The 13,980-nt window shown below is 33.5% G+C and carries 6 protein-coding genes; all 6 read left to right on the top strand.

All coding sequences use genetic code 11. From position 1 onward, the window contains the following. Window positions 1-177: 177 nt before the first annotated feature. The 6 genes from FQU21_RS00740 (at window position 178) to FQU21_RS00715 (ending at window position 12,871) form a co-directional block, all read left to right on the top strand. The gene (locus FQU21_RS00740) at window positions 178-3,297 is read left to right on the top strand and encodes a SusC/RagA family TonB-linked outer membrane protein (protein WP_147676110.1); all 3,120 of its coding nucleotides are present in this window, start codon (window positions 178-180) and stop codon (window positions 3,295-3,297) included. Window positions 3,298-3,315: 18 nt separating this feature from the next. Continuing rightward, window positions 3,316-4,842 carry a RagB/SusD family nutrient uptake outer membrane protein gene (locus tag FQU21_RS00735; RefSeq protein WP_147676109.1) on the top strand — a complete coding sequence of 509 codons (1,527 nt, stop codon included), beginning with the start codon at window positions 3,316-3,318 and terminating at the stop codon, window positions 4,840-4,842. A gap of 11 nt (window positions 4,843-4,853) precedes the next feature. After that, complete coding sequence (locus FQU21_RS00730; RefSeq protein ID WP_147676108.1) at window positions 4,854-6,461, top strand: carbohydrate binding domain-containing protein; 1,608 nt, start codon at window positions 4,854-4,856, stop codon at window positions 6,459-6,461. A gap of 68 nt (window positions 6,462-6,529) precedes the next feature. Then, window positions 6,530-7,909, top strand: a complete 1,380-nt coding sequence (locus tag FQU21_RS00725) for an endo-1,4-beta-xylanase (RefSeq protein ID WP_147676107.1) — start codon at window positions 6,530-6,532, stop codon at window positions 7,907-7,909. A gap of 28 nt (window positions 7,910-7,937) precedes the next feature. Then, window positions 7,938-10,568 (top strand): glycoside hydrolase family 3 C-terminal domain-containing protein, encoded by a 2,631-nt coding sequence (locus tag FQU21_RS00720; protein WP_147676106.1) that lies wholly within the window; start codon window positions 7,938-7,940, stop codon window positions 10,566-10,568. Between the two features lie 128 nt (window positions 10,569-10,696). Continuing rightward, a complete protein-coding gene (locus tag FQU21_RS00715; protein ID WP_147676105.1) occupies window positions 10,697-12,871 on the top strand; it encodes a beta-glucosidase in 2,175 nt (724 codons plus the stop codon). Window positions 12,872-13,980: the final 1,109 nt, after the last annotated feature.

Raw genomic sequence — 13,980 nt, 5'->3', positions numbered from 1 at the left:
CTACAAAACAACACTTTAAACAGATAGAGACAATAGTACCATTAAATGCATCATTAGTATTAAATTATATTTTTTAATAAATATAACTTACAACTGAATTTAAGAAAACGATTTCGTAAAATCATCCTTCTATATTCAAAACAAGTTTATTTAATGACTAATTAAAAAAATATAATTATGAACAAAAAAATGGTAAAAAAATTATTTTTTCTGATGATATTATTATCTGGAAGCCTAATTTTTGGTCAAACTGTAACAGGTAAGGTTAGCACTAAAGGAGAACCTCTACCCGGTGCCAGTGTGTTAGTAAAAGGAACTAATAATGGAACTGTAACCGATTTTGACGGAAATTATACCTTAAACGATATTTCTTCTACAGCAACATTAATCATTAGTTATATAGGGTATAAATCTAAAGAGGTAAATGTTAATGGAAAAACAACACTAAACGTTAATTTAGTAGAAGACACAGAATCTCTTGAGGAAATCGTAATAATTGGCTACGGTGCTGTAAAGAAAAGCGATTTAACAGGAGCCATTTCTACTGTAAAATCCGATGCTTTTGAAGATCAACCTTTTACTGGAGCCGACCAAGCTTTGCAAGGTAAAGTAGCCGGAGTTACGGTAATGCAAAATTCTGGTGCACCAGGTGGTGGTATTTCGGTAAGAGTAAGAGGTATAACCTCTTTAACGGGCAACAACGAACCTTTATATGTAATAGATGGTGTGCCAGTAGAAGCAGATTCTAATAATGACTCCTTTTCATTTTCATCTTTAGGGGGTGGAAACGGACAAACTAAAGTAAGTGCCCTTTCAAACATAAACCCTTCAGATATAGAATCCATGCAAGTTTTAAAAGATGCTTCTGCAACTGCAATTTACGGTTCTAGAGCTTCTAATGGTGTTGTTTTAATTACTACTAAAAAAGGTAAAAATGGTAAATCAACCATAAGTTATGAGTCCTATATTGGTATACAAAATACGCCTACGTATTTAGATTTAATGAATTTACAAGAATATGCTGAGTTCTATAAAGAAATTGCGGTTGTTCGTGGGCAATCGGTTCCTTTAGAATTGCAAAACCCCGCCTTATTAGGTAGTGGAACAAATTGGCAAAAAGAAATTTTTAGATCTGCGCCAATTATGAATCATCAAATATCTGTTAACGGTGGAAATGAAAAAACAAAATTTTATACATCTGTCAACTATTTTGAACAAGATGGTATCGTTATAAATTCCGATTTCAATAGAATTTCTATGCGCTTAAACGTTAACCATAAAGTAAACGATTGGTTTAAAGTGGGTAACAACCTGACCTTTAGTAAATCTAGAGAGCATATTACTTTTAATGATGATGAAAGTGGAGTTATTAGTAGCGCCGTTAGACAATCGCCTGTAATACCTGTTAAATATTCAGATGGCAATTGGGGTGGTCCTACAGATGTTTCTGGTGTTGGTAACGGTAGAAACCCTGTAGCATGGTCTGAAATTAGAAACAATCAATTAGATCGTTTTAAAATTAATGGTAATTTATTTGGTGAACTTACTTTAATAAAAGATTTAACCTTTAGATCGGAGTTGGGGTACGATTTTAACACCGGTAAGGTTGCCATATTTAACCCTACTTACGAAATGGGAACCGAAATTAATACGGTAGCAACTTCGGCAAAATCTAATTCAAATAGCTTTTATTGGATTTTTAAAAACTACTTAAATTACAATAAAACTTTAGGGCTACATTCTATTAATGCTATGATTGGGCAAGAAGCACAAGAATCTAAATATGAAAATGTTAGCTTAAGCAGAAGAGACTTTTTAACAAACGACGTAACTACAGTTAATTTAGGTGATGCTGAAACTGCTAGAAATGATAACTCTAAAGGCACCTGGAGTTTAATGTCTTATTTTGGACGTTTAAACTACGCTTTTGATGGTAAATATTTACTAACAGCTACCATGCGTGCCGATGCTTCTTCTAACTTTGGTAGTAATAATAAATGGGGATACTTCCCTTCGTTCTCTGCCGCTTGGGTGTTAAGTAAAGAGCGTTTTATGGAAACTACAAAAGATATCATCAGTTTAGCCAAAATTAGAATTGGCTATGGTGAAGTTGGAAACCAAAACATTGGAGGTTATAAATATGGCGCGGCATTAAGAAATGTAAACACGGCATATGGCACCGGTTTTACCCAACAAAACATAGCAAACCCAGATGTAAAATGGGAATCTACAAAATCTACAAACCTTGGTATAGAATTAGGCTTTATAGATAATAAAATTTCATTAGATGTAGATTTATACAAAAAAACATCGGCAGATTTCTTATTTCAAGAGCCATTACCTAGTTATTTAGGAGCCTATAATGTGGCTAGCTATTTAGGCTTACAACCACCTTTTGTTAATTTAGGTGAAATGCAAAATAAAGGTATCGATATTAAATTAACAACTAGAAACATTTCTAAAGAAAACTTTAATTGGACCTCTTCGTTTGTCTTCTCCAAATACAAAAATAAATTAGTGTCATTATCTAATGATAATTCAGCCATATTTCAAACTATAGAGTTTAACAACACAATAACCAAAACAGCTGTAGGACAACCTGTAGGCCTCTATTACGGTTATATTTCTGATGGATTATTTCAAACAGTAGAAGAACTAAACACAAGCCCTTCGCAAGGTAATATTAATGAAGATACCGGTATTTGGTTAGGAGATATTAAATGGAAAGATATTAATGACGATGGTAAAATTGATGATGCAGATAAAACATACATAGGTAACCCTCATCCAGATTTTACATTTAGTATTTCAAATAATTTAAATTATAAAAATTGGGATTTAAGTATTTCAATGAATGGTTCTTACGGAAACGATGTTTATAATTGGACCCGTAAATTAACAGAAGGCATGCTGGAGCTAAACGGAAATCAAGCTACAATTATAAAAAATAGATTTATGGAAAATGTAAATACAAATACATCCATACCTCGATTTGTGTTTGGAGACCCTAACGGAAATGCAGGAGTTTCAGATCGGTTTATTGAAGATGGCTCCTATTTAAGAATTCAAAACTTAACCTTAGGTTACACTATACCATCTACTTTACTGTCCAACCAAAACTTAATAAATAAAGTTAGACTATATACAACCGTTCAAAACTTATACACGTTTACAAACTACTCTGGATACGACCCTGAAATTGGAGCTTACAACCAAAACTCTATGATGATGGGAATAGACAACGGTAGATATCCTGTTCCTAGAACATATATGTTTGGAGTAAAAGTTGACTTTTAATAAATAAAACATCATATTATGAAACTAAATAAAATAATACTTATATTCATCTTATTGTTGGCAATATCTTGTTCAGAAAATTTTGTAGAACAATCGCCAGAAGACGCCATAACCGTAGATAATTTTTTTAATACCGACCAACAAGTTTTAAGTTCAGGAAGTCCTTTATACGGTTATCCCTGGTTCTATTTTAACGAAAAGTTTTTAATTACCATAGGCGACTTATACGCCGGAAATGCCATTGGAAGCTACTCCGATTTAGCACAATTTGAAAACTTTACCGTAAACGGTTCAAATCAATTTGCTAACGAAGGTTGGGACTCTTTATATAACGTTATTGCAAATGCCAATGTATTAATACATAATTTAGAAACTAAGGTAGGTACAAACGTTTCTCAAGACATTATAGATAAAGTAATGGGAGAAGCCTATTTTATGAGAGCTACAGCATATTTCTATTTAGTTAGAATTTGGGGAGCGGTTCCTATTATTTATTCTGTAGATCAAATTAATTCAAAAGAACCTATCTACAAAAACAAGATTGAAGATATTTATAGCTTTTTAATCAATGACTACGAAAAAGCGAACAGCTTATTACCTGAAATTTGGGACACCAATAATTTAGGTCGGGTAACAAAATCTGCATGCGATGGTATGCTAGCTAAAGTATATATTACGTTAAAAGATTATACCAATGCCAATAGCTACACGACCAAAGTTATAACGAGCAACATGTATAGTTTACTTCCAAATTATGAAGACTTATTTAACCCCATTTATAACAATAACGCAGAATCTATTTTTGCATTACAATGGGTAGCCTGTGGAGATTGGGGATACCAAAATGCAAATCAAGCTTACTTAGCGGCTTCTCCAAAATTAACCCAAGTTGGCGATGGATGGGGTACATTTCAACCAAGTATAGATTTAATCAATGCCTATGAAAACGGAGATTTAAGACGCTATAGAACCATTATGGAACCTGGTAATTTTTATCCAGAATTGGTTACTGCTGAAGGCGGATATACCGTACCTGATGATGGAATGACAAGTACACTTGCTGGTTTTAGAAAATACATAGTGGGATCGCCAGATGAAGGAAATGTTTGCTTTATGTCTACTGATGTTAATACTAATATTTTACGCTACGCCGATATTTTACTAATACATGCCGAAAGCATTTTAGCTACAAGTGATTCTACCACAGATCAAGGAGCATTAGATGCTTTTAATGCCGTTAGAACAAGAGCTGGCTTAGACCCAAAAACAGAAATAACCCTTTCCGATATTTTTAACGAAAGAAGAATAGAATTTGTTGTTGAAGGAGATTATTGGTTTGATTTAATAAGAAGAGACAGAACTGAAGCTATTAACATTCTTTCTAATCAAGAACGTGGCGTATATCAAGATCGTGATATAAACACAATAGCTTCTAAAAAAGTAACCCCGTCTCAAAGCAGTTTTTTATTACCAATACCAAGTGCTGAAACAGCTAAAAATCCACTTTTATTAGAAGATCCCGTAGCTTTTGATTTTAACTATTAAATAAAAATATTATGAATACAATAAAATTAAAACATATAGCGTATTTGTTTCTTTTTGTAGCAAGTACAACGCTTTTCTCTTCCTGTGATGAAGATGAACCTTTAGAACCCAATATTGAAGCAATTTACACTGCTAATACAGATTTAGCCCCAAACCAAGGATTTCCTGATGATGTAGTTGTAGCAGAAGGAATAGACTTGCAAGGCGTTAAAACCATTACTTTTGATGATAAAATTGATGTCATTTTTAACCCAGTGCTAAATTCTAATTTAGCCATTTCATTTTCTGTTCCTTATGATGAAGCCAAAGGAAGTCGATTAGGAATACAAAACATTACCTTTACAAAAGAAAACGGCACATCTTTTCAAACCGAATTCGAAATCCTACAACCCGCCCCATCAATCAATAAATTTAATCCAGAACGCCCAACAGTAGGAACTCCAGTTACCGTGAATGGTAAATGGTTTAACAACATACTAGACGTAATTTATCAAGGGGAATCAATGAATTTTGAAATCATTTCATCTACCCAATTATCTTTTACCGTACCTACAAACTTAACACAAGGGGGCGAATTAGAAATTATAACCAAAGGAGGTAGCGCAATAAAACAACTAGACATATACTTAGGCTTCGAAGAACTAATTATTGCAGATTTTGATGGTGGTGGTTTAAGACCTAATAATAATTGGATTGCTTATGGAGATTATAACACATTGGATTATAAAAACGCCGGAGGCATTTCTGGTAATTATGCCGAACTAACTTGGGCAGGTGCAACTGCCAACGGCTACAACGGATCACAGTCTGATGCCGGTGCATTAATGCTAGAAGAAACAAATCCAGAAAAAGTAAAATTCTTAATGCAACTAAATGCCAACGGAGCCATTGGAACTGTTGTTGAAATATTTATTGTAGATACCGATGGTGTAAACTGGGCCATAAATTATACCATTACAGAAGATGGTTGGCAAACAGTAGAAGCGCTAGTGGCAGATTTTGGTAAAAATTACGACCCAAGCAACCAAAGTGATGGAGATGCCAATCCTGCTGCCATAAATCAAGTCAAGGTGGGTATTGGTCAAAATTCAGGATCTCCAAACCCGTCTACGGTACAATTTGATAACATCAAATGGCAAATTTTTGAAACTGTTCAAGCATCTACCCTACCTCCTACAGGCCCCAAAAACATACTTCTAAATGGAGATTTAGAACTAGGCGATGCAGATAACTTTGAAAACTGGGGAATGTGGAATGGAGCAGATAGAATGACGGCTGAAACCACCGAAATTCATACTGGAGAAAGAGCTTTAAAAGTTGTAAATCCTGCTGCAGGAAATTCTTGGGATACACAATTAGTAAGTGATGCCGTAACTACCGAAGTTGGTAAAGAATATACCGCTTCAATGTATATTAAAGGAGAAACGGTAACCCTTCGTTTTTCTACAAATGCAGACGCTGGTGCTTTATATGGTATAGATTATACAACCACAACAGAATGGCAACAAGTAACTTGGGATTTTGTTGCAAATGATACCGCTACTAGATTGGTGTTAGATATGGGCACATCTCAAGGCACTTTTTATATAGATGATATTGAACTGAAAGAAAAAATATAATTCATTAAACCCTATTTGAATTAAACTCGAGTTGCTCTTTTTAGAGCAACTCTTAAAAAAATAATAAAATGAAAATTAACTTTAAATTTAAAATCTGTATACTCATTATAGGTAGTCTCTTTGCGCTTACTAACTGTACAGATCCTGGTGATGATAGCAATATTGCTAAACCAATAGCACTAGGAAGCCCCATTATTAATCAAGCCACTGATGTAAATTCTAACGGATTTAAAATAAGCTGGACTCGGGTATATAATGCTGAAAACTACGAATTAGATATTGCCCTAAACAACACCTTTGAAAGTTATGTGACTGGCTATCAAGGTAAATCGGTAACCAATATGTACGAAGAAGTCAATGGTTTAAACGAATCTACCAACTATTTTTGTAGAGTAAGAGCCATTAATAGTAATGAAACCTCTAAAAATTCGGCCATCATCCAAACAACAACATTAGAAGGTAATGGCCCAGAGCCAACAACTGCTTTAAAAGACGCATCTACTACTTTTATGGTAGGCATGGCTGTAAAAGCACAACAACTTACTAATGGATCTAAATATGATGAAATTCTAAAAAAAGAGTTTTCAAGTATTTCTGCAGAATATGAAATGAAAATGAATATTATAGAACCTACTAAAGGGAATTACGATTGGTCTAAAGCAGATGCCATTGTAGATTATGCAGTAGCCAATGGAATTAATGTACACGGGCATGCATTGGTATGGCACGAATCTGCTCCAGACTGGCTAAAAAATTATACTGGAACAAATGACGAATTTGAACAAGAAGTAAAAAATTATATAACAGCTGTATTAACAAGGTATAAAGGAAAGGTAGCCTCTTGGGATGTTGTTAATGAAGCCATAAATGACACTGATGGTTCTTTAAGAAATTCTGTGTATAGAGAAAAAATGGGGGATGATTTTGTTGCAAAATGTTTCGAATTTGCTCGTGAAGCCGATCCAGATGTATTATTGTTTTATAACGATTATTCTGTTACAACAAACACAACAAAACAAACAGCTATTTTTAATTTAATTGACGATTTACAAACCAATAACACCCCTATTGATGGGGTTGGCTTTCAAATGCACATTCAATACAATAGCCCATCTATAGATCAAATAAAAACCGCCGTTGATAAAGCCGTCGAAAGAGATCTAAAACTTCATTTCTCAGAACTAGACGTAAGAGTAAACCCAGATAAAGATATTACAACTTTTACTAGTGAAAGAGCGATTGCCCAAAAAAACAAAATCAAAGAAGTGGTAGCTACTTATAACGCTATCCCTGCTAAAAACAAATATGCCATTACCGTTTGGGGTATGAAAGATAATGACTCTTGGTTAATATCTCACCATAATAACGCCAATGAATGGCCTTTATTATTCGATTCAAACTTCGAAATAAAAAAAGCTCATACCGGGTTTTTACAAGGGTTAGATTAATAAATAAAATAAAAAATACTCAAATAAAATGAAGGTAATACTAAAAATACTAATTATAGCGCTCATAGTTTCGTGTACAGATAAAATACCGCTTTATAAAAATGATGCGGCTTCATTTGATGAAAGAGCTAAACATTTAGTTTCATTAATGACTTTAGAAGAGAAAGTATCTCTAATGAGTTACGAATCTCCCGCTATCGATCGTTTAAAAATCCCTGCCTATAATTGGTGGAATGAGTGTTTACACGGAGTGGCCAGAGCCGGTGTAAGCACCGTATTTCCTCAAGCAATAGGAATGGCATCCATGTGGGATAGAAAACAAATGTTTAACATTGCCGATGCTATTTCTGATGAAGCCAGAGCTAAACACCAATCCTTTGCCAATAATGGTAAAAGAAGAATTTATCAAGGATTAACTTTTTGGACTCCTAATATAAATATTTTTAGAGATCCACGTTGGGGACGAGGTATGGAAACCTATGGTGAAGATCCTTATTTAACAGGTGAATTAGGTGTACAATTTATTAAAGGTTTACAAGGCGATGATCCTAAATATCTAAAATTAATTGCTACGGCAAAGCACTTTGCCGTACACAGCGGCCCAGAAGCCAGCCGACATAGTTTTAATGCAGAACCCACAGTATTTGATATGCTAAACACCTATACCCCACAATTTGAAAAGGTAATTAAACAAGCAAACGTATACTCCGTAATGTGTGCCTATAATAGTTACAACGGGTTACCTTGCTGTGGCAACTTAGTATTAAGTGATTTATTACGAAAAGACTGGGGCTTTAAAGGTTATATTGTCTCCGATTGTTGGGCCATTAAAGATTTTTATAACGAAGGTGCACACGAAGTAAGTAAAAACAAACAAGAAGCATCCGCGATGGCTGTTTTAGCGGGAACCGATTTAAACTGTGGCGATTCATACCCATCTTTAGTAGAAGCTGTTAAAAATGGCTATATCACAGAAAAAGAATTAGATGTATCGGTTGAACGCCTAATAAAAGCAAGAATGAAATTAGGGTTATTTGCTCCTGAAGGCGCTATTAAATATGAAAAAATCCCGTTCGACATTGTAGATTCTGAAAAACATAAATTACTAGCACTGCAAACTGCACGTAAATCAATGGTTTTACTAAAAAATGAAAAAAATACACTTCCATTAAGTAAAGACATAAAAAAAATAGCTGTTATTGGGCCTAATGCAAACGATTTAGAAACATTATTAGGTAATTATAATGGGTTTCCGTCAAACCCAATTACACCATTAAAAGGTATTCAAAAAAAATTACCTAATGCAAAAGTACAATACGCCGTGGGAACTCCTTTAGCTAAAGGTTTACCTATTTTTAACACAGTACCGTCATCAGTTTTATTTACTTCAAAAGAAATGAACTCTAACGGTTTAAATGCAGAATACTTTAATAACAATAATTTTTCAGGTGAACCTGTCCATAAAGTAATCGATAAAAATATCGATTTTGTTTGGGGTACCAAGGCTCCTTTTAAAGATATGGATGCAGATGAGTTTTCGGTACGTTGGTCGGGTTATTTGTCTGTAAATAAAACGGGAAGATACGCCATTGGGGGCGAAGCTTTTTCTGGTATGAAATTATATATCAATAACAAACTATTAGTTGCTAGACAAGATGTTCATCACCCAAAGAAAGAATACGAATATGTAAATTTAAAAGCTGGTATCCCATATGAAATAAAATTAGAATATAAGCAAATACAAACAGAACATGCCATGATGCAGTTACTTTGGGAAGCTCCTAACAATAATTTAGAAAAAGAAGCCATTGAAATAGCCAAAAATTCTGATGTAATCATCTTATGCATGGGATTAAGCCCTTTATTAGAAGGAGAAGAAATGAAAGTAAAAGTAGATGGTTTTAAAGGTGGCGATCGATTAGACATTAAATTACCAAAGGCACAAACAGATTTAATGAAAAAACTAAAAACGCTAGGCAAACCTATGGTATTAGTTTTATTAAATGGTAGTGCAGTGGCAATAAATTGGGAGCATGATAACATTCCTGCAATTGTAGAAGCATGGTACCCAGGCCAATCTGGTGGTACCGCCATAGCCGATGTATTATTTGGTGACTACAACCCTGCCGGGAGATTACCGTTAACCTTTTATAAAAATATCAACGATATTCCTGCTTTTGATGATTACAATATGACCGGAAAAACATATCGCTACTTTAAAGGAGATCCGCTGTATGATTTTGGTTTTGGTTTAAGCTATTCTACTTTTGAATACGCCAATTTAAAAGTAGACGACAATAGCAAAACATCCGAAGAAATTAACCTAAGCGTAGATGTAAAAAACACAAGTAATTTAGATGGTGATGAAGTAATACAACTATATCTAACAAGAGATGATGATGGTTTTAACCCAATAAATACATTACTTGGTTTTGAGCGGATTCATTTAAAAGCAGGACAAACAAAAACCATCACTTTTAAAGTTAAACCAAAACAACTCGCTACAGTTAATTTAACAAATCATAAAATGGAAGTAAAATCAGAAAACATCAAACTTTCTGTTGGAGGAGCTCAAAACACCATAAAGAGAAAAGATCAAAAAAATATAATTTCTAAAACTATTAGTTTAACAGGAAAAACATATATCATAAAACCCTAGATAAAATTATTGATCTTCTTAAAAAGTTTTAACCCGAAAAACTTTTCATTTAATAAACGCCAATACATCATTTCAATACTATGATTATGCAAAAAAATAATTTAAAAAGGCAGGTACTACTTCTTATAATGAGTAGCCTACTTCTTATAAATGCCAAAGTAAATGCACAACAAATAACAGTTCAAAATAATTCGAATCAATACCTTGAAAAGCGTATAGATTCAATTATTCAGCAATTAACATTAGAAGAAAAAGTTGCCATGTGCCATGCACAATCAAAATTTAGTTCGCCAGGTGTACCTCGTCTTGGAATACCTGAAATCTGGATGTCTGATGGCCCTCACGGCGTAAGAGGTGAAATTAATTGGGACGACTGGGGCTATGCAGGTTGGACCAATGATTCTATAACAGCATTTCCAGCTTTAACATGTTTAGCTGCTACTTTTAATCCTAAACTTTCCAAAAAATATGGTATTAACGTTGGCGAAGAAGCTCGGTATCGAAAAAAAGATGTTCTGCTAGGGCCTGGTGTTAATATTTACAGAACGCCACTTAACGGTAGAAACTTTGAATATATGGGTGAAGATCCTTATTTAGCCTCTAAAATGGTGGTACCATACATAAAGGGGGTTCAAACAAATGGAGTTGCCGCTTGCGTAAAACACTATGTATTAAACAATCAAGAACTTTGGAGGGATCATATTAACGTAGAAGTTAGTGACCGTGCGCTTCATGAAATATATTTACCTGCATTTAAAGCCGCAGTACAAGAAGGCAAGGTTTGGTCTTTAATGAGCGCTTATAACCAATACCAAGGACAATATTGCAGCCACAACGAAAAACTAAATAAAATATTAAAAGAAGATTGGAAATTCGACGGCGCTTTAATTACAGATTGGGGAGCAACTCACAACACTAAAGAAGCCGCTTTATACGGCTTAGATATAGAAATGGGTACAGGTACAGATGGATTAACCATGAGCACAAAAAATGCATACGATTACTATTATTTAGCTAATCCGTTTTTAGAATTATTAAAAAAAGGAGACATAGATGAATCTTTTTTAAACGATAAAGTACGTAGAATTTTACGCTTAATGCACCGAACCAGTATGAATAAAAATCGTGGATTTGGTAAAATAAATAATCAAGAACATCTAGACGTAGCAAGAGAAATTGCAACAGAAGGCATTGTGTTACTAAAAAATGAAAATTCATTTTTCCCCATTAAGGATAATAAAAATATAACCATTGCCGTAATTGGTGAAAATGCCACCAGACCTATGACTATTGGTGGCGGATCTTCCGAATTAAAAGCAAAACACGAAATTTCGCCACTAGATGGATTAAAAGCCCGTTATAAAAATGCAACCATAATACATGCCATGGGCTACGAGTCTGGACCTTCTGTTTACGCCAAAGTTCTACCTGCTAAATTAGATGCAGAAAAACTAAAAAATGAAGCCCTAGAAGTGGCTTCCAAAGCAGATATCGTGCTCTTCTTTGGAGGTCTAAACAAAAGTCATCTCCAAGATTGCGAAGGAGGAGACAGACAATCATACGGACTTCCTTTTGCTCAGGATGATTTAATCAATGACATTATTAAAGTAAATACGAATACAAGCGTAATTTTAGTAAGTGGTAATGCAGTAGAAATGCCTTGGCACAATAAAACCAAAGCTATTATCCAAACTTGGTATCTTGGCAGCCAAGCAGGACTAGCAATTGCAGATATTATTAGTGGAGATGTAAACCCTTCAGGAAAACTACCTTTTTCTTTTCCAAAAAAATTACAAGATAATGCCGCACACAGTTTTGGAAAAATATCTTACCCTGGAGATAGTATAAATCAAATTTATAAAGAAGGTATTCTAGTAGGTTATCGTTGGCACGATACCAAAAAAATCAAACCCCTATTTGCCTTTGGCGAAGGCTTATCATATACTACTTTTAACATCTCCGAAATAAAAGTAAATAAAAAAATATTTTCTAAAAATGAGGAAATAAAAATTACCTGCAAAGTAACTAATACCGGAACATACGATGGCTCTGAAGTGGTTCAAGTATATATTGGAAAACCTAAATCTAAAGTTAAAAGAGCACTAAAAGAATTAAAAGGTTTTCAAAAAGTGTTTATCAATAAAGGCGAGGCTAAAGATCTAGAAATTACAATTAACACAAATGATTTAGCTTTTTATGATGAATCTATTTCCAATTGGAATCTAGAAAATGGATCATATGAAATATTTGTGGGTAACGCTTCAAACAACATAATTTCTAACTTAAAAATAAAAATTCTATAATGTTTATAATACCAAATAAAATTAAGCGTACCCTATAAAATATTAAAGCTTTAAAATCTCAGATTACTTTATATCTGAGATTTTTAACCTTTTAGAAAAATCTAACATTTTTTAAAAACTAAACAGTAATATCGCCAGATTGTATCGCTATACCAGGCTTTATCACAAAATAAATATCATTCCTAACTAGTGCACATATATAGAGAGAAAAAGAGAATCCAGCCCACATTAATTTTTTTTCCAAAACCTGATATCTATCATATTTTAATAAACCTATCTAACGTAATTTTACATCATAATTGAAAGTTCTTTAAGAATTAACAGGTTTTATAACGTTTAACGCTGTTAAGGAATGTTTTTAATTTTTATTATTTGAAGCTATTTAATATAACTTTTAAGAGGGGAAGTATTTCATGATTCTAAATAATAAATTAAAACATTTCAATGAAGAAGTAAGAGGTTTAATCGTCTTGTTTCTTAGCAAAATTATAGTTGGTTAGTTCACATTATATCTCAGTAATGTGATAAAAAGGGAGTACTAATATAAAAGTATTCCCTTTTTTGTTTCCATAAATAAAGATTCCAAATTCACAAAACACCAAAAATCATTTAACCAATTAATAGAAAAAATCATGGCGGGTTTTTAAGAAAAATAAAAACCGCGCTATCCGTTATATCTTTTTACGAGTGTATTTACAACTGGCCAATAAATAATCGTGCTTAACCAAAGTCTCTAAACCATTAATACCATAAAGTCATTCGTAAAAAGGATGCCACTACTATCGCTCCCGCAACCACCAGCCAAGGAAATAAACCAACCTTAGACCTACTTCTGTCCTGTTGTAGCAATAGATACCACCTTCATTCTAAAAAGGCAACAAACAACCTCCTAAAATGGTATAATACACAACACTTTCCCTTTCCATAAAAATTAAATAAACCATACGAAAAACGACTTATACATCATTCCAAACTTCATTAAACCAAAAAAAGTAAAAGACTGTCAAGTCATTCACTTTTTTTGATTCGTGACATCCCTAAAACCAAACTTAACACTACACATTAATTCGTGAATTCGTGGCTAAAAAGAGATGTTATCCATTTCAGTT

This window comes from Algibacter pacificus, from assembly GCF_008033385.1.
Taxonomy (GTDB): domain Bacteria; phylum Bacteroidota; class Bacteroidia; order Flavobacteriales; family Flavobacteriaceae; genus Algibacter; species Algibacter pacificus.
This window is presented reverse-complemented; position numbering and strand designations above follow the sequence as displayed.

Excerpts from the sequence above, each read along its gene's own strand:
- FQU21_RS00740 (WP_147676110.1), top strand. The coding sequence starts at position 178 with ATGAACAAAAAAATGGTAAAAAAATTATTTTTTCTGATGATATTATTA.
- FQU21_RS00735 (WP_147676109.1), top strand. The coding sequence starts at position 3,316 with ATGAAACTAAATAAAATAATACTTATATTCATCTTATTGTTGGCAATA.
- FQU21_RS00730 (WP_147676108.1), top strand. The coding sequence starts at position 4,854 with ATGAATACAATAAAATTAAAACATATAGCGTATTTGTTTCTTTTTGTA.
- FQU21_RS00725 (WP_147676107.1), top strand. The coding sequence starts at position 6,530 with ATGAAAATTAACTTTAAATTTAAAATCTGTATACTCATTATAGGTAGT.
- FQU21_RS00720 (WP_147676106.1), top strand. The coding sequence starts at position 7,938 with ATGAAGGTAATACTAAAAATACTAATTATAGCGCTCATAGTTTCGTGT.
- FQU21_RS00715 (WP_147676105.1), top strand. The coding sequence starts at position 10,697 with ATGAGTAGCCTACTTCTTATAAATGCCAAAGTAAATGCACAACAAATA.